Genomic DNA, 18,224 nt, shown 5'->3' with positions numbered 1-18,224 from the left:
GTTTATATCTCAACGGGAATTGATTAGAACTTCTGGGTGTAGTCGAGGTAGACGATGCGCCCGTCGATGCTGTAGAGATCGTCGTCGTAGGTGAAGCCGTCGCTGGAGAGCGAGGGGCCTACGTTGAACATGTTCTTCACACCGGCTTGCAGCTTGCCGTTCCAGGGGGTGTCCACACCGACGTTCAGGTTCCAGGTGGTCTGGGAGGCGATATGGCCCTCTGTCTGACCATCCACGTAGTCCTGGCTCTGGGAGTCGATGTAGTTGGCACTCAGGTAGGCGTCCATGTTCCACCACTGCGGCACATTGACCCCGACACCGGAGTTGAAGCGCAGTTCAGGCTTGGCGTTCCAACCTTTCTTGTCGACCATGGGACCACCGGCGAACAGACCCTCTTCGTATTTCAGGATGTAGGTGCTGCCGAAGTCGTAGCGCACGGTCACGACGTTGAAGTCGTACTTGTAGTCAGCCTTGAAGTCCAGACCGCTGGTCTTGAGCTGACCCAGGTTGACCATGCCGGCGTAAACCTGTTCCACATCGCCATTGGCATCGCGGATGACGTTCGGGTTGCTGCCGGTGTTCAGCTCCTGATAGAACTGGGTCTGGGTGGTGGCCAGCTGGATCACGTCATCAATCTTGATGTAGTAGTAGTCCAGCGAGAGGTTGAGATCGTCGATCGGGCTGTAGGCCGCGCCGATGCCGAAGGTGTCAGCCGTCTCTTCCTTCAGGTTCTTGTTGGATTGACGCACCGTGGTGTACTGCTCTTCCGGACAGTTGGCGACACCGTTGGCCTGGCAGGAGACATAGTCCTTGGCGAAGTCGGCTGAGTCGGCATCGGCTGCATACAGGTCATCCAGACCCGGGGCACGGAAGGATTGTGACCAGGAGGTACGGAACAACAGGTTGTCCAGCGGCTGGTAACGCAGGCTCGCCTTGGGCGAGAAGGCGCTGCCAAAGTCGCTGTACTTGTCGAAACGGCCGGCCAGGTTCAGCTCGATCTGCTCGGTGATGGGGATCAGGCTCTCGATGTAGGCGGCGAAGACGTCGCGCACGCCACCGCCCGAGTTGCCGGAAGAACCGATGACGTTGCCGGCCGCAGACTGGCTGTCATAGGTGTCGGAGTAGACCCAGTCGTTGTACTCGGCCCCCAGGTACCAGCCGATGGGGCCGGCTGGCAGTTCACCCATGCTCCAGCCCAAACCACCGTACCACTGGAAGAAGTCCATCTTGGAGGTGCGGCTGGTGTCGTAGGAGAGGCTGTTGGTGGCGGCACTGGAGAACTCGCCGTTCTTGAAGTTGCCGCTGTCGACCTCCTGCTGGACCGCCGGGTTCAGCACATAGCCGGTGCCGCGGTTCTTGTTGTCGGTCTTGGAATACATGTAGCCCGCATTCCACTCCACATCGCCCACCGCTTCGGTCGGCAGGGTGCCTTCGAAGCCCAGGTTCATGCTGCCGGTCATGTCGGTGACATCGTTGTCACGGGGACCGACGTTGCTGAAGCGGTAGTAGACGGTGGCCTTGTCGCCGATGAAGCCGTTTTCGGCCAGCAGTTCGGCGCCGCCCGGAGTGGTGCCGTCGATGGAGAAGGGGCCGGCGGCCGGGGCGAAGCGGCCGAAGCTGGTGACTCGCGAGCCGATCAGCTGGGGTACGAAGTCGACGTTGTCATTGATGTGATAGCGACCGTTGACGTAGACGGTGTCCCGGGTACGGGAAGCGGTCTTGGCGGCGACCTGGGCAAAGTCGAAGCGGCAGGCGGTTCCGACCGGCACGAAGCCAGGGCCGGTATTGGCACAGTCGATGCCATCCAGGGTACGGGTCACGGTCTTGCCGGTGGCGGCATCGATGCCCTTGATGTTGCGGCCATACAGGCTGGGAGCGGAAGAACCCTGCAATGCCAAGTAATCGCGATCCTTGTAGTAGATCTCGTCCTTGACATCGTGCTCGTAGACCATCATCAGGGCGCCTTTCTCCCCGGTGATGCCGCTGACGATGGAGCCGCTCTTCTCGTCACCACCCTCTTCGGTGGGAGATCCGATACGGCCCTGGAATTCCAAGCCTTCATAGTCCTGTTTCAGGATGACGTTGATGACGCCGCCGATGGCATCGGAACCATACAGGGCAGAGCCGCCATCCAGGTTCACTTCCACCCGCTCCACCGCCGCCATGGGGATGGAGTTGAGGTTGATGGAGCTGCCCCCCATGGAAGGAGAGCCGGCGACCCGCTTGCCGTTGAGCAGCACCAGGGTGCGCTCTGAGCCAAGGCCGCGCAGGCTCACAGTGGCCTGGGATTGGGCAGAGTTGCCGGAGGAAGGGGAAATACTGCCGAAGGAGTTGTAGGAGGCTTGTTTCAGGTAGTCGGCCACGGTCTGCTGACCAGATTGCTCGATCTTGGCCTTGCTGATGGCGACGACCGGAGTGGCGCCTTCCACGTCGACACGGGAGATGCGTGAACCGGTAACCTTGATCTTCTGGAGTTTTTCGACGTTTTGGCCTTCTTCGGCCAAGACAGGGGTGGCCACTACTGCCGCGCTCGCCAAGGCAAACGCTACGGCAGCAGAGAGTCTGCTTTTCCTAAGCATCGCTATATCCTTCCTGGTTGTTTTTTTGTTTGCTTCCATACCGCCCTCGTTGGAGCGATGCGTAAGGCTTATCAAGCTTTGACGGCTGACGTCAATTGAGGCGGTGCGGATGGGGAAAGAGAGCGCAATAAGCTGACTATGTTTTAATACTTCTGGTTTTGCAGCGATTTATTCTGACTTGATGATATTTTACGATGTGAAATCGATGTTAAAATGAGAGGTTTCCATTTTATTGATTAATTTTGAACTTATCGATAAGGGGGATGTCTCGCTAGTTTTTATATTGTTAACCAAGACTTTTTTAGCATTATTTTCTGTTTTGGTAGCGTGTTCGGCTGAGGTTCAGATTGCATAGTCGAAGCGGATTTCAGTTTGTGCATATAGAGAAGGGATTTTTATTTTGGTTTTTCACTATGTCATTGTTTTGTAATTTAAAATAACTTTTCTGAGACTGTTTTTATGGATTTTATTTAAGTTTTAAACGTTATTTAAATTGTTCATCTCGCAGTTTTTTATCTTGAAGTTGGCTTTTTCATAAAAAACTCACAGTAAATTCCACGGTTTGCCAAAGGGGCATGTCATGCCCTTCGTTCTACTTGATTTTTGTTGCAGAGCTTTTACAGTGACCAAGCGGATAGTCTGTCAATAACCGGCTATCCAGTGAGTAATGCCAGGAAGGACAGGCCCGTCGCCGGATGTGACTGGCCATAAAAGAACAACAAGGACGAGGTTCCACCATGCTGTCGTATTTCTTACGTCGGATGCTTTTGATCATCCCGACGTTTCTCGGTATCACCCTGCTCGTCTTCACCATCACCCGCTTCGTGCCGGGCGGCCCGGTCGAACGCATGCTGCTGCAAGCCCAGGTTTCTCAGAACGAATCGGGCCGCTCCAGCGGCAGCAAGGGGGCGCAGGCGCTCTCCGACGAGCAGATCGAGGAGCTCAAGGCCTTTTACGGGCTAGACAAGCCCATGCTGGTCGCCTATTGGGAGTGGCTGCAGAAGCTGGCAGTGCTGGATCTTGGCGAATCGACCCGCTATTACGAACCGGTGTGGGGCCTCATCAAGGACAGGTTGCCGGTGACCGCCTTCTTCGGGCTGGCGACCTTTCTGCTCAGTTATGCCGTTTCCATTCCGCTCGGGGTGGCCAAGGCGCTCAGGCACAACAGCCGCTTCGATTCGCTCAGCTCCATGCTCATCTACATGGCCTATGCGCTGCCCGCCTACGTGGTGGGGATCTTCCTCATCACAGTGTTCGCGTTTCATCTGGAGTGGCTGCCGATGGGGGGCTTCCCGGGGGACGAGTTCGACGGCATGGAGAGCAGCTGGGATCAGATCCGCACCGTGTTTGCCCATGCCCTGCTGCCGCTTATCGCCTACGCCATCGGTGATTTCGCCATCCTCACCATGACCATGAAGAACAGCCTGATGGAGAATCTGTCGGCGGATTATGTGCGCACCGCCGTGGCCAAGGGGCTGCCGTTTCGCAAGGCGGTGACCGATCATGCCATGCGCAACAGCCTGATCCCCATCGCCAGTCACCTAGGGTCGGTGCTCACCGTCTTCTTCGGCGGATCCTTTCTCATCGAGACCATCTTCAACATCGACGGCATCGGTCTGCTCGGCTACGAGGCCATCGTCGAGCGGGATTACCCCACCGTGATGGGCATTCTGGCCATCACTTCCATGCTGATGCTGGTGGGCAATATCGTCTCCGACATCTGCGTTGCCCTGGTCGATCCCCGAGTACGGTTTGGAGAGTGAGCATGAATCCAATCTCTCTTGTCATGCCGATGCTGATATCACGCCATATCGTCTCCGATATCTGCGTTGCACCTTTTGTTGCCCCCCGCGTGCGGTTCGGAGAGTGAACATGAACCCTGTCACCTTAAAAAAACTCAAACGTTTCAAGTCGATCAAGCGCGGTTACTACTCCTTCATCATCTTCACCACCCTGGTGCTGCTCTCCCTGCTGGCGGAGCTCTTGGTCAACAGTCGGGCACTGATGGTGAGCTATCAGGGGGAGCTCTATTTTCCCACCTATGGCGACGTGATCCCGGGTCAGCAGTTCGGGCTCGATTACGAGTACGAGACCAATTATCGCCAGCTCAAAGACAAATTCGCTGCCGATGGCAAGGAGGATTGGGTGGTGTTGCCGCCGGTGCCTTGGAACCCCTATGAGCAGGATTTCAAGCAGGATGCCTACCCACCCTATGCGCCGAGCCTGGCCGAGCGCCACCTGCTTGGCACCGACACCAGCGGCCGCGACGTGTTGGCACGCTTGGTCTACGGCTTTCGCATCGCCATCGGTTTCGCCTTCATCGCGCTGGTGGCCAGCTATGCCATCGGGGTCACCATCGGCTGCATGATGGGCTTTCTTGGCGGGCGGTTTGATCTGGTGCTGCAGCGCTTTATCGAGATCTGGTCCCAGGTGCCGTTTCTCTACGTCATCATGATCCTGGTGTCGCTGGCCAAGCCCAACTTCGGCCTGTTTGTGGCCATCAACGTGCTGTTCGGCTGGATGGGCATCACCTGGTACATGCGCACCCTCACCTACAAGGAGCGGGCGCGGGACTACGTGATGGCGGCGCGGGCCCAGGGGGCCGGCACCGGGCGGATCATCTTCCACCACATTCTGCCCAACACCCTGATGATGATCGTGACCCTGGCGCCGTTTGCCGTGGTGGGCAACATATCCACCCTGACGGCGCTGGACTATCTGGGCTTCGGCCTGGCTCCGCCCACCCCGAGCTGGGGGGAGCTGCTCTCCCAGGGCATCAACAACCTGGATGCCATCTGGATCGTGAGCTCTGTGGTGGCGGCGGTGAGCCTGGTGCTGATCATGGTCTCCTTCATTGGCGAGGCGATCCGCGAGGCGTTCGATCCGCGTAAATTTACCCGTTATCAGTGACCTGGGGCGGGCTTGTGGCCCCGGTTGCTCACCCTTGAATCGACAAGCCCCCAGTGCAGGGGTATGACCTGGAAGTCAAACATGAAAAATAAAATCAAATGGATAGGTGCTCTCTTTGTGCTGGTGAACGGCTCCTGGGTGTGGGCGGCCAGCCTGCCTGCGGATCTCAAGTGGGAGACCAATGACACCGACCCCGTGTTCGCCTCGCCCAAGGCGCTGCCGGGTGGCAGCATCACCATGTTCGTGGACAGTTTTCCACTGACGTTTCGCACCGTGGGGCCCGACTCCAACGGCGCGTTCCGCTCCTTCATCATGGACAACCAGCTGAGGCTCATCAGCTTCCACCCCAATACCGGCAACCCCATTCCGTCGCTCGCGACCCACTGGGCCATCGCGCCGGACAACCAGACCGTCTACTTCAAGCTGGATCCGCGCGCCAAGTGGTCGGACGGCAAGCCGGTGGTTGCCGATGACTACACCTTCGGCTACGAGATGATGCGCTCCAAGGACATCAAGGGGCCCTGGTTCAACAACTACTACACCACCGAAGTGGTGGCGGTGGAGAAGGTTGACGACCACACCATTCTGGTCAAGGCGGGTACCCGCAAGGCCAAGCTGGACCTGCTCAACACCACCGAGCTGTGGCCGCAGCCCAAGCACTACTACAAGCTGACCCCCAACTGGGTGAAGCAGTACAACTGGGCCGTGGTGCCCACCACCGGCCCCTACGTGATGAGCGACGTGAAGAAGGGCAAGTCCATCACCTTCAGCAAGCAGAAGGAGTGGTGGGCAAAGGACGATCGCTACAACCAGCACAGGTTCAACCTCGACACAATCAAGGTGCAGGTGATCCGCGATCACAACATCGCCTTTCGTCACTTCCTGAAAGGAGAGCTGGATACCTTCGAGATGATCCTGCCCAACTGGTGGCATGAAAAAGCGGTCACTCCCGAATACAAGCAGGGATACGTGCAGAAGGTGATGGCCATGACCGACACCAAGCAGGGCGGTCAAGGGCTGCATCTCAATATCGCCACTCCCAAGCTGGCTGACCTCAACGTGCGGCTCGGCATCCAGCATGCCCTCAACATCGACAAGATGATTAAAACCGTGCTGCGTGGCGACTACGACAGAGCCACCACCTTCGGCTCGGGTTTTGGCGAGTTCACCGACATGCAGCTGCCGGAGCGGGCCTACGACATCAGCAAGGCGCGCGACTACTTTGCCAAGGCGGGTTACAGCAAACCGGGGCCGGACGGCATCCTGCAGAACGACAAGGGGGAGCGGCTGACCCTCGCGCTCACCTACACCAGCCAGGAGCACTCCAAGCGGTTGACCGTGCTCAAAGAAGAGGCCAAGAAGGCGGGGCTGGATCTGGAGCTCAACCTGGTGGACGGCGCCACCGGCTTCAAGGCGATGCTGGAGAAGAAACACGAGGCGGCCTGGATGGGCTGGGCCGGCGGCGGTCTCTATCCGCAGTATTGGGAGTCGTTCCACTCGGCCAACGCCAACAAGCCGCAGACCAACAACCTGTTCAACGTGGCCGACAAAGAGCTCGATGGGCTGATCGACGCCTACAACGTCGAGTTCGACATGGCCAAGCGGGCCGAGCTCTCTCGCCAGATCCAGCAGCGTATCTATGATCTCGCCATCTTCGTGCCCGGGGTGCAGCTCAACTACGTGCGGGCCAGCAGCTGGCGCTACGTGATGCTGCCCGAGGTGCCCGCCACCAAGAACACGCCGGATCTGCTCTACTGGCCCATGGATGGCTACCCTCACAGCAGCGGCGGCCTGCTCTGGCTCGATTCCAAGGTGAAGGAAGAGACCCTGAAGGCCAAGGAGGCAGGGGAGGCGCTGACGCCCATCAACCTGCTCGACAAGACTTATGCACGTCATTGATATGGCGCAGAAGGGAGCAGCAGTCATGTCCAACACACAGGCTCCTCACCCCGAAACCCGGGATCATGGGGGGCAGCTCGGCGTTGATGATGACCAGAGCAAGGCCCCCATTCTGGAGGTGCGCGATCTGGCGGTGGAGTTTGCCGTCGACGACGGCAAGATCAAGGTGCTCGACGGGGTCAGCTTCAAGGTGGCCCCGGGTCAGACACTGGGGGTGGTCGGTGAGTCCGGCTGTGGCAAGAGCGTCACCTCGCTTGCCATCATGGGGCTGTTGCCCAAGCCCCATGGTCAGGTGGTGGCGGGCTCCATCCGCTTTCAGGGGGAGGAGCTGCTGTCGCTTGCGCCGGATCAGATGTACAAGGTGCGCGGCAACCGCATCTCGATGATCTTTCAGGAGCCGATGACGGCGCTCAACCCGGTGCAGACGGTCGGCGATCAGCTGATGGAGGTGTTCCACCTTCATCGTCCCGATTACAGCAAGGCCCAGCGCAGGGAGGCGGCCATCGCCATGCTGCAGAAGGTGGGGATCCCCGACCCCGCCCAGCGCTTTGCCGTCTATCCCCACAACCTCTCCGGCGGCATGCGCCAGCGGGTGATGATCGCCATGGCGCTCGCCTGCGAGCCAGCGCTGCTCATCTGCGACGAGCCGACCACGGCGCTCGATGTGACCATCCAGGCCCAGATCCTGGAGTTGATGAAGGAGCTGCAGGCCCAGACCGGCATGGCCATTATCTTCATCACCCATGATCTCGGGGTGGTGGCGGAGCTGTGCGACGAGGTGGTGGTGATGTATGCCGGCCGGGCGGTGGAGCAGGCCGACGTGTTCGAGCTGTTTGACCACCCGCGCCATCCCTATACTCATGGTCTGATGAGCTCGATCCCGCGGCTCGAAGATGAGCCCAAGAGCCTGCTCAAGACCATCAAGGGGCAGGTGCCCGCCCTGCACGAGATGCCGGCCGGATGCCGTTTCTCCAACCGTTGTCCCCATGCCACCGAGATCTGCGTGAGCGCCATTCCGGCCACCGAGCAGCTCGCCGAGCGGCATGGAGTGGCCTGCCACCACTGGAGGGAGCTAGCCGTATGAAGACGCTTTTATCGGTGCGCGACGTGAAGCAGCACTTCCAGCTGGGCGGCGGCTTGTTGCGCAAGAAGTATCATGTCTACGCGGTGGACGGCATCAGCTTCGATCTCAAGCAGGGGGAGACGCTGGGGCTGGTGGGCGAGTCCGGCTGCGGCAAGTCGACCCTGGGGCGCACCCTGCTCAAGTTGTTCGAGCCGACCGCCGGCACCATCACCTTCGAGGGGCGTGACATCACCCACCTTCCGCCCAAGGAGATGCGATCTTTGCGCCAGGAGATGCAGATCGTGTTTCAGGATCCTGCGGAATCCCTCAACAGCCGCCACACGGTGGGGCAGATCCTGGAGGAGCCCTTCGTCATCCACGGCAAGGGCAACGCCGAACAGCGGCGCGTCTGGGTGCAGGAGCTGCTGGAGAAGGTGGGGCTGCCCGGCAGCGCGGTGGATCGCTATCCCCATGAGTTTTCGGGCGGCCAGCGCCAGCGCATCGGCATTGCCCGGGCCATCGCCCTCAAGCCCAAGCTGTTGGTCTGTGACGAGGCGGTGTCGGCGCTGGATGTGTCGGTGCAGTCCCAAATAGTCAACCTGCTGCTCACCCTGCAGCGGGAGATGAACCTCGCCATCATCTTCATCGCCCACGACCTGTCGGTGGTCAAGCACATCTCGGATCGGATTGCGGTGATGTATCTGGGCCGGATCGTTGAACTGGCCGAGGCCCAGTCGCTCTACCTGGCGCCCCGCCACCCCTATACCCAGGCGCTCATCTCGGCCATTCCGGTGCCGGACCCGCGTCGGCGCAGCCAGCGTATCCTGCTGACGGGGGATGTGCCGTCTCCCATCTCGCCGCCGAGCGGCTGCCACTTTCATCAGCGCTGCCCTTACGCCGGCGAGCTGTGCCGCACCAAGGCGCCGAGCCTGCAGCCGTGCGACGGGGCCGATCATCAGGTAGCCTGCCACACGCCGTTGCCGCTGGCCGAGGCCATCCCCCTGGGAAAGGCGGTATGATGCCGGTGCCCGCATCGCAGCAAGATGGCACGGGAAACAGCGAATAAAAAATGGGGCCTGCGGGCCCCATCTTCATGGTTGGAGTTCAGGTTTGGCCGTGGAACATCTGGCCAGGGCAGGACAGCTCCCCCGCAAGGGGATGGCTGCTGTGTGGATTGCTGTTTTTGTAATTTTACTACTTAAAAGTTCGATCACGCTTTCACGAAATTGCCCGCTGGCGGCATCAGGCGCCATAGCGGAAGTAGTAGTTGCGGGTTGCCGGCGCATAGGTATCTTTCTCTACGACGCCTTTCTTGCTGGTTACACCCTTCAGGTGGAACAGGACTGCCAGATTCTCAAACATATATTCACCTCATCGCTCTGTCGTTGACTTGTTATCTGTGACCTGGGTCACGCTTTGATCCTATGGCCTCCTGTGAGCTGGATCAACTTTTTGTGTTGTAAATTTACATAAATCATAGAAAGGGTTTTCAAATCCAAGGTTGCTTATGGAGACGGTTTCAGCAGACTCTCAGATTGATACCCGTGGTCTGGCTGAGCCACGGATGGGGGCGGCAGAGCCGTCCGGCGGTTTCGAGGGTAAACATGCCAGGGGGGGTTGGAGCAGGCAAAAAAATACCCCGCACCTGGCGGGGTATGTGGTGTGGCCGGTCGGCCTTGACCTGCGGGCTTATTTGGCCGGGATCTGTTCCAGCACGTGAACCAGCAGCTGCCAGAACCGCTCGACCGCCGGGATGTGCACCTTCTCGCCCGGGGCGTGGGCGCCGCGGATGGTCGGGCCGAAGGAGACCATGTCCCACTCCGGGTAGGCGCTCTTGAACAGACCGCACTCGAGGCCGGCGTGGATCACCATGACGTTCGGCATCTCGCCGAACAGGGTCTGGTAGCTGTTGCGTACCAGCGCCATCACCGGGGAGTCCACGTTCGGTGCCCAGCCAGGATAGGCGCCGGTAAACTCGCAGCTGGCGCCAGCCAGATTGAACAGGGAGCGGGTCATCTGTTCGACGCTCTCGCGACCGGAGTCGATGAGGGAGCGGATCAGGCACTGTACGTACACTTCGCCATCCTGGGTCTTGATGACCCCCAGGTTGGTGGAGGTCTCGGTGACGCCCGGGATGGCATCGCTCATGCGGATGACGCCGTTCGGGCAGGCCATCAGGGAGTCCAGCAGGCGGGCCTGCAGGGACTCGCTCATCAGCTGGGCCGGTTTTTCCTGGGATGTGAGCAGCACGGTCAGGTTGGCTTCGGTGGCGGCGAGCTCGCTCTGGTAGATGCCGGTATAACGATCAATCAGGGCCTTGAATTCGTTGACGCTGGCGGCGGGCACCAGCAGCTTGGCACGGGCCTCGCGCGGGATGGCGTTGCGCAGGGTGCCGCCATGGATCTCGGCCAGACGCACGCCCAGTGGCTCGGCGGCCTTGAGCAGACGCACCAGCAGCTTGTTGGCGTTGCCGCGGCCGCGATGGATGTCGACCCCGGAGTGACCGCCGCGCAGGCCCTTGACCAGCAGCTCGAAACCTTCACCCTCGGTGGCGGCGACCAGCTCCAGCGGGAAGCGGATATTGGCATCCACCCCGCCGGCGCAGCCCATGTAGACCTCGCCATCCTCTTCGGAGTCGGTGTTGAGCAGGATCTCGCCCTCCAGCCAGCCCGCTTCCAGACCGAAGGCGCCGGTCATGCCGGTCTCTTCGTCGGTGGTCAGCAGCACTTCCAGCGGACCGTGCTTGATGGTCTTGTCGGCCAGCACGGCCAGGCAGCCGGCCATGCCCATGCCGTTGTCGGCGCCCAGGGTGGTGCCGCGGGCGGTGACCCATTCACCGTCGATGTAGGCATCGATGGGATCCTTGGTGAAATCGTGCTGGGTGTCGGCGTTGGCCTGCGGCACCATGTCGATGTGCGCCTGCAGCACCACGGCCTTGCGGTTTTCCATCCCCGGCGTGGCCGGTTTCTTGATGATGATGTTGCCGACGGCATCTTGCTTGACCGCCAGACCTTCCCCTTGGGCCCATTGGACGATCCAGGCGCTCAGCTGGGCTTCGTGCTTGGAAGGGTGGGGGATGGAGCAGATCTGTTCGAAGAAATGCCAAATCAGTTTGGGAGAGAGAGAACTAAGCTGTGCCACGTCGGGACTCCTTACCAGCACGGAAGATGACAGGGCCCCGGTAGCGGGGCGAGCAAGAGGATAACGATAATACAGTCAATCACACAAAAATGTGAGCGATCAGCGCAAATTGCGGGCGGCTTGTGCTGGCAAGCGGGGGAATGGCAGCGTACAGCTCCGGTATGGACGAAACGAACCAGCACAAAAGAAAATTTGTGACTCGCATCACAAAAATATTGAGTTTATGGCGCCGGCTGGTAAATTAACGACCGTGGTTCGCCACCCGTCAGGATGACGATGAATGCCTCCAGGGAACCGAAGCAAAGCAAGTGCGCCTCCATGGAACCGAGTGTCCGTTCAAGGATCTGAACCCGCATTAAGGTACGTAACTTGTTAAGCAATCAGGAGTTTATGATGTCAGGCAGCAATTCAACCTATTGGTTCGCCCAGTCTCTTTATACCCAGGGTTTCAACTATCCGAACCCCTACGCCAGCCGCCGTTAAGGCAGGTTGCCGGCCGGGCTGACAGGCAGATCGAAAACAGCAGGCGAGTGAGGAATCCATCCTCCCCCTGCTATTTTTTTATCTGCTGCTCGGCGAGCGTCGCCCGTGAGAGGGAAAAGAGGGAGTCAGCCGGACTTGCTTCGATTTTTTTCCTGCATTTCGCATACGTTTGCCAGTCAATTTATCCGCAAACGATGGTATCATGCCCGCCCAACAGCCTGTCTGCGGTCCTGCCCCCTCTGTGACATGACCGCCAGCTCTGCCCATCCTGCTTCCATTGCATCTGTTTTCGCTGCCGAGGGTCTTCTCCCGAGGCGGTCGTAGTGCAAGCCGAATTTGGGAAAAAGGGCCGTCAGCATTAACGAAATCACGTGCGTCAGCACGGGTTTTCAAGTCGTAAGTGATTGTTTTTATAACTCGTTGAGATCGATAGCATGCCAAAAAAATTCTACGTATCGTGGGACAACCTGCAACGTGAAGCGCGCCGTCTGGCCCGTCGTCAACTGCCCGTCAGCCAATGGAAAGGGATCATCGCGGTCAGCCGCGGCGGCCTGGTACCGGCTGCACTGATGGCGCGTGAACTTGGCATCCGCAACGTCGAAACCCTCTGCATCTCCAGCTATGACCACAACAGCCAGCGTGACCTGGTGGTGGTGAAGGCCGCCACCACCGCGGGTGACGGCGAAGGCTGGCTGGTGGTGGAAGACCTGGTGGACACAGGCACTACCGCCAAGGCGATCCGCGAGCTCTACCCCAAGGCCAAGTTCATCGCGATCTTCGCCAAGCCGATGGGTGAGCAACTGCTGGATGACTTCGAAGTCGCCATCCCGCAAGACACCTGGATCGAACAGCCGTGGGATATGGCGCTGGAGTTTGCCACGCCGATCTGCGACGAAGAGTAAGCAGCGAATCAGCTTCACAGGGCTCCTATATGGAGCCCTGTTTTTTTGTGGTGCAACTGGCTGCCGGGCGGGAAAAGTGGTTAAGATGGAGCCATTGCATGACAGTATGAGTAATAGCTTTGGACTTGAACGACGACCTTAACCTGACCGAGAAGCTCTTTACCCGGGTAAAAAAGGTGCTGGAGACCTCTGAAGTCTCCAATTCCAGCCCGGTCGCGGAGCAGGATGACAATGTCGATGAGACCTTCATCGACGGTTCCATGTCATCGCGCTGGTATCGTCTGCTGCGCCGGCCGACCTGGGCCTGGCAGGGAGCGGACCCGGTCGAGGTGGAGCAGACCCTGGCCTGCATCGCCATGGGAGAGGGCGAGCGTACCCACGAGCGCTTCCTGGATACCATCAAGGGTTATGTGCCCGGCAACTGGGTCTATGAGTGGAGCCAGCTGGCCGGCCGCTACTTCAACCGGGGTCGCGAGTTGGTGGCACAGGGCGAGCGGGCCGCCGCTCTGAAAAGCCTGCTCAAGGCGGTGCGCTACTATTCCATCGCCAGCTATCCCCATCTGAAGAATGACGAGCTGGCGGATCAGGCCCAGCTGCTCGGCAACATGGCCTACCGCGAGGCGGGACGCCTGTTCAAGGTGCCGCTCAAGGAGCTGCAGGTGCCGTTTCGCGGCAAGCACATTCAGGGCTACCTGCATCTGCCGACCACCGACAAGCCGGTGCCTCTGGTCATCGTCAGCGGTGGCATCGATTCGCTGCAGGTCGATTTCCTCAATTTCTATCTCAAATGCCTGGAGCCCAACGGCATCGGCATGTTGTCGCTCGATATGCCGGGCATCGGCTATGCCGAGCACTGGCCGCTGGTGCAGGACACCAGCCGGCTGCATCAGGCGGTATTGAATCATCTGTCCGAAGTGGCCTGGGTCGATCACCAGCGCATCGCCATGGTGGGTTTTCGCCTGGCGGGCAATGTGGCGGCGCGCCTCGCCTTCATCGAGCCGTTCAAGCTCAGGACCGTGGTCTGCATCGGTGCCGGCGTCAATCAGGTGTTTACCAACCAGGAGATGTTTGCCCGTTGCCCGCGCATGATGCGCGACGGGCTGGCCAACCGGCTGGGGGCTGATGCGGCCCAGTGGGAGTCGCTGCGTACCAAGTGCCAGGTATTTTCACTCAAGACGCAAGGATTGCTGGGGACTCGCACTTCCGTGCCGATATTGAGTATTGGACACAAGAAAGATTTTATTTGTCCCGAGCAGGATGTCCGGGCATTGGCGTCCGCCAGCCGCAACGGCAAGGCGGTGGTGTTCGACAAGCAACCCTTGCTGGAGGTATACGACGAGGCGTTGAAAGAGATGGTCGACTGGCTCAAGAAGCACCTATGTACATGATATAGCGCTAAAATATAACGTCATCCCAGGGTGATGTGGCTTGTTCAACAGGGAGGTTAACATGTCAGAAAGAGTGACCTACAAGCGACTGCTGAGGCAGTTTGCCGCGATTGGCCCCTATTTACGTGAGGACCTGTGTGAAGAGGGGCGTTACCGTTTCGACTGCCTTTCCGTCTGTGTCAGCGCCAAGCCGGCGCCGGACAAACGGGAATTCTGGGGCTGGTGGCTGGTGCTGGAGCAGCAGGATCACAGCTTCAGCTATCACTATCAGGTCGGCTTCTACAACGCCGAAGGGGAGTGGCTCAACAAGCCGCTGCCCAAGAAGCATCAGGCTGAAGTCGAACGTACCCTCAATCACTTCTACAAGCTCATCAGTGACAAGCTGCATCAGCTTGGTTGCCAGCTCGCTCCCGCCGAGCAGGTCACCAACGAGCTGACCGTCACCGCCGCCTGATGACCCGCCGCCCCGCCAGCCACCCATCGGCTGGCGGGGCGTTTCTTTGCCGCTTGCTCCGCTTTGCCTGCACCCGCCGCTGCCCTGGTGTTAATTGCCTTGCAGGGCAACAGGGCCGTGGGTATAAAGGGATTCCTTATATTTCAGCCTTTTTGCTCCCATGGAAAACAGAACCATAGTCGTCAAACTGGGCACCAGCGTGCTCACAGGGGGATCTTCCCAGCTCAATCGTGCCCACATGGTCGAGCTGGTCAGACAGTGTGCAGCCTTGCACCGTCACGGCCACAGGGTCGTGGTGGTCACCTCGGGGGCCATCGCGGCTGGCCGTGAGCATCTGGGCCACCCTCCATTGGCGCCAACCCTGCCCAACAAGCAGATGCTGGCGGCCGTCGGCCAGACCCAGCTGATCCGGGTATGGCAGGATCTGTTCAACCTCTATGGGCTGCACATCGGTCAAATGCTGCTGACCCGCGCCGATCTTGAAGATCGCGAGCGTTACCTCAATGCCCGCGACACCCTGCGTACCCTGCTCGATCACCGCATCATCCCGGTCATCAACGAGAACGACGCGGTGGCAACTGCCGAGATCAAGGTGGGGGACAACGACAACCTCTCCGCTCGCGCCGCCATCCTGGCCGATGCGGATCTGCTGATCCTGCTGACCGACCAGAAGGGGCTGTTTACCGCCGATCCCCGTACCAACCCGGATGCCCAGCTCATCGAAGAGGTACAGACTATCGACGACACCCTGCGCAAGCTGGCGGGTGACAGCGTCAGCGGGCTCGGTACCGGCGGCATGGCCACCAAGCTGCAGGCCGCCGACGTGGCGCGCCGCGCCGGCGTCAACGTGGTGATCGCCACCGGCCAGATGCCGGAAGTGGTCGGTCGTCTCGCCAAGGGCGAGCGTATCGGCACCCTGTTCCCGGCGCTGGCGTCGCCGCTGGAAGGGCGCAAGAGCTGGATCCTGGCAGGGCCTCCTCCCCACGGCGAAGTGCAGGTGGATCAGGGCGCCGTGGCCGCCATGCAGGAGAAGGGCTCCAGCCTGCTGCCCAAGGGCATAGTGGCGGTGAAGGGCGATTTTGTGCGTGGCGACGTGGTGCGCATTCTTGACCCCAAGGGGGCCGAGCTGGCGCGCGGCATCTGCCGTTACAATCACCTAGAGCTGGACAAGCTGCGCGGCGTCCATTCGGACAACATCGAACAGGTGCTGGGTTACGGCTATGGGGCCGTGGCCATCCACCGCGACGACATGGTGCTGCTGTGAGTCGCCAGCCGCTGCAGCGTAGGGGCAGCGGCACATCAAGATAAGGGGGGACGCCACCATCGGGCGGCCCCGCAAGAACCAAAGGGAAGAGAGATGAGTCTGGAGAAAATGGGGCAAGCGGCCCGTGAAGCCGCCTATCAGCTGGCTACCGTCAGCACGGCGCAGAAGAACCGGGCGCTGGCCGCCATCGCCGACGAGCTGGAGGCGCGCAGCCACCAGATCCTGGCCGCCAACGAGAAAGACATCGCCGCCGGCCGTGCGGCGGGCTTGTCAGACGCCATGCTGGATCGGCTGCTGCTCAACCCGGCCCGGCTGGCCGGTATCGTGGCGGACGTGCGCAAGGTGATCTCTCTGGACGATCCGGTCGGGGCCGAAATCGACAGCCGGGTGCTGGAGAACGGCCTGCGCCTCTCCCGCCGCCGGGTGCCCATCGGGGTCATCGGGGTCATCTACGAGGCGCGTCCCAACGTCACCATCGACATCGCCAGCCTCTGCCTCAAGACCGGCAACGCCAGCATATTGCGTGGCGGGCGCGAAACCTTCCACTCCAACCTGGAGCTGGTGCGGGTGATCCAGAGTGCGCTGGCGGCCTCCGGCCTGCCGCGCGATGCGGTGCAATACATCGACAACCCGGATCGGGCGCTGGTGGGCGAGCTGCTGCGCCTCGACCGCTACGTGGACATGATCATCCCCCGCGGCGGCGCCGGGCTGCACAAGATGTGCAAGGAGAACAGCTCCATTCCGGTGATCATCGGCGGTTTTGGCATCAGCCACATCTTCGTGGACGAGAGCGCCGATCTGGCGCGCTCCCTGGCGGTTATCGACAACGCCAAGGTGCAGCGCCCCTCCGCCTGCAATGCCCTCGACAGCCTGCTGGTGCACGAGAAGGTTGCCGCGACCTTGCTGCCGCAGCTGGTGGGCCTGATGAACGAGCGCAAGGTGGCCCTGGTCGCTACCCCCGAGGCCCTGCCGCTGCTGGCGGGCGCCGACAGCTTGCGTGCCGCCGGCCCGGAAGACTTTGATACCGAGTGGCTCTCGCTGACCCTGGGGGTCAAGCTGGTGGCGGATGTGAACGAGGCGCTGGCCCATATGCGCGAGCACAACGCCGGCCACTCCGATGCCATCCTCACCAACGATCTGGCCAATGCCGAGCGTTTCGTCAATGGGGCCGGTTCGGCGGCGGTCTACGTCAACGCCTCCACCCGCTTCACCGACGGCGGCCAGTTCGGGCTGGGCGCCGAGGTGGCGGTCTCGACCCAGATGCTGCACGCCCGCGGCCCCATGGGGCTGACCGAACTCACCAGCTACAAGTGGGTGGGATTGGCGGACTACCTGAGTCGCGCCTGACGCCTTTGTGGTCCTGTGTGAAGATGCCGACTCAGGTCGGCATTTTTTTGCTTTTTTCTTGCCTGCTATCAGGGGCTTGCATATAACTATCCAGCGAGGTGTGGCGATATTTTGAGCGCTGCGCTAGCCACAAAAACGGGAGCAGATTCAAGGATGAAGCAAACAGATTGGATGAAGCGCTGGGGCGCGCTCTGGCTGGGGTTGCCGCTGCTGCTGGGGGCGATCTGCTTCAGCAGCAGCAGCCATGCCAGCTGGGATCAGGATCTCTACCGCCAGTTGGGGCTGGCCGGCAAGCTCGACAAACAGGTATTTCGCAAGGCCATCAACAGTTACCAGAGCGTGCGCCACAAGCGCAAACCCATTCTCACCATCATCGACTACAGCAAACCCTCGACCATGCGCCGGCTGTTCGTCATCGACGTGAAGCGCCACAAGCTGCTCTACCACACCTGGGTCAGCCATGGCCGCAACTCGGGCGAGCTGGCCGCCAACCAGTTTTCCAACCAGTTCAATTCCATGAAGAGCTCGCTCGGGGTCTATCGCACCGCCGAGACCTATCAGGGCAAGCACGGCTATTCGCTGCGCCTCGACGGTTTGAGCCCGGGCCAGAACAGCAATGCCCGCAAGCGGGCCATCGTGGTGCACGGCGCCGACTATGCCAGCCCGCGCCATCTGCGCAAATATGACAAGCTGGGCCGCAGCTGGGGCTGCCCCGCACTGCCCAAGGAGCAGTCCAGGGCCATCATCGACATCATCAAGGGGGGCAGCGTCATCTACGCCCACGGCTGAGGCCT

The 18,224-nt window shown here is 60.3% G+C and carries 12 protein-coding genes and 1 pseudogene; 11 read left to right on the top strand and 2 right to left on the bottom strand.

Going from position 1 to position 18,224, the window contains the following annotated elements; all coding sequences use genetic code 11:
• Positions 1 to 23 precede the first annotated feature (23 nt).
• Entirely contained in the window at positions 24 to 2,579 is a 2,556-nt protein-coding gene (locus E5E96_RS02630) for a TonB-dependent receptor (RefSeq protein WP_171281501.1), read from the bottom strand.
• Positions 2,580 to 3,316: 737 nt separating this feature from the next.
• On the opposite strand from E5E96_RS02630, the gene E5E96_RS02625 reads away from it, so the two are divergent.
• From E5E96_RS02625 to E5E96_RS02605, 5 genes are all read left to right on the top strand, one after another.
• Entirely contained in the window at positions 3,317 to 4,342 is a 1,026-nt protein-coding gene (locus E5E96_RS02625) for an ABC transporter permease subunit (protein WP_011707197.1), read from the top strand.
• Positions 4,343 to 4,445: 103 nt separating this feature from the next.
• Entirely contained in the window at positions 4,446 to 5,489 is a 1,044-nt protein-coding gene (locus tag E5E96_RS02620) for an ABC transporter permease (protein WP_171281500.1), read from the top strand.
• 81 nt (positions 5,490 to 5,570) lie between these two features.
• Complete coding sequence (locus E5E96_RS02615; RefSeq protein WP_171281499.1) at positions 5,571 to 7,388, top strand: extracellular solute-binding protein; 1,818 nt, start codon at positions 5,571 to 5,573, stop codon at positions 7,386 to 7,388.
• Positions 7,389 to 7,413: 25 nt separating this feature from the next.
• Positions 7,414 to 8,472 carry an ABC transporter ATP-binding protein gene (locus E5E96_RS02610; RefSeq protein ID WP_171281498.1) on the top strand — a complete coding sequence of 353 codons (1,059 nt, stop codon included), beginning with the start codon at positions 7,414 to 7,416 and terminating at the stop codon, positions 8,470 to 8,472.
• On the top strand, positions 8,469 to 9,470 hold the full coding sequence (locus E5E96_RS02605; RefSeq protein WP_017410949.1) for an ABC transporter ATP-binding protein: 1,002 nt from the start codon (positions 8,469 to 8,471) through the stop codon (positions 9,468 to 9,470). The genes E5E96_RS02610 and E5E96_RS02605 overlap by 4 nt, the downstream gene beginning before the upstream one ends.
• A gap of 670 nt (positions 9,471 to 10,140) precedes the next feature.
• Here E5E96_RS02605 and E5E96_RS02600 read toward each other — a convergent pair.
• Complete coding sequence (locus tag E5E96_RS02600) at positions 10,141 to 11,592, bottom strand: aminoacyl-histidine dipeptidase (protein ID WP_171281497.1); 1,452 nt, start codon at positions 11,590 to 11,592, stop codon at positions 10,141 to 10,143.
• Between the two features lie 917 nt (positions 11,593 to 12,509).
• Between E5E96_RS02600 and gpt the strand changes: the two genes are divergently transcribed.
• The 6 genes and pseudogenes from gpt to E5E96_RS02570 all read left to right on the top strand — a co-directional run bounded on the left by gpt (position 12,510) and on the right by E5E96_RS02570 (position 18,219).
• Positions 12,510 to 12,977 (top strand): xanthine phosphoribosyltransferase, encoded by a 468-nt coding sequence (gpt, locus tag E5E96_RS02595; RefSeq protein ID WP_016351815.1) that lies wholly within the window; start codon positions 12,510 to 12,512, stop codon positions 12,975 to 12,977.
• A gap of 119 nt (positions 12,978 to 13,096) precedes the next feature.
• Positions 13,097 to 14,365, top strand: a complete 1,269-nt coding sequence (gene frsA, locus E5E96_RS02590) for an esterase FrsA (RefSeq protein WP_011707188.1) — start codon at positions 13,097 to 13,099, stop codon at positions 14,363 to 14,365.
• Between the two features lie 61 nt (positions 14,366 to 14,426).
• Positions 14,427 to 14,819 carry a sigma factor-binding protein Crl gene (gene crl, locus E5E96_RS02585; RefSeq protein WP_011707187.1) on the top strand — a complete coding sequence of 131 codons (393 nt, stop codon included), beginning with the start codon at positions 14,427 to 14,429 and terminating at the stop codon, positions 14,817 to 14,819.
• A gap of 160 nt (positions 14,820 to 14,979) precedes the next feature.
• A complete protein-coding gene (gene proB / locus E5E96_RS02580; RefSeq protein ID WP_011707186.1) occupies positions 14,980 to 16,083 on the top strand; it encodes a glutamate 5-kinase in 1,104 nt (367 codons plus the stop codon).
• Positions 16,084 to 16,173: 90 nt separating this feature from the next.
• Positions 16,174 to 17,430 (top strand): annotated as a pseudogene (locus tag E5E96_RS02575) (glutamate-5-semialdehyde dehydrogenase); the annotation flags it as partial.
• A gap of 153 nt (positions 17,431 to 17,583) precedes the next feature.
• A complete protein-coding gene (locus tag E5E96_RS02570; protein ID WP_168756006.1) occupies positions 17,584 to 18,219 on the top strand; it encodes a murein L,D-transpeptidase catalytic domain family protein in 636 nt (211 codons plus the stop codon).
• Positions 18,220 to 18,224 lie beyond the last annotated feature (5 nt).

The sequence above is a fragment of the Aeromonas sp. 1805 genome (genome assembly GCF_013085525.1).
GTDB lineage: Bacteria > Pseudomonadota > Gammaproteobacteria > Enterobacterales > Aeromonadaceae > Aeromonas > Aeromonas hydrophila.
The sequence above is the reverse complement of the archived record's forward strand: the minus strand, read 5'-3'. Positions and strand labels throughout refer to the sequence as shown.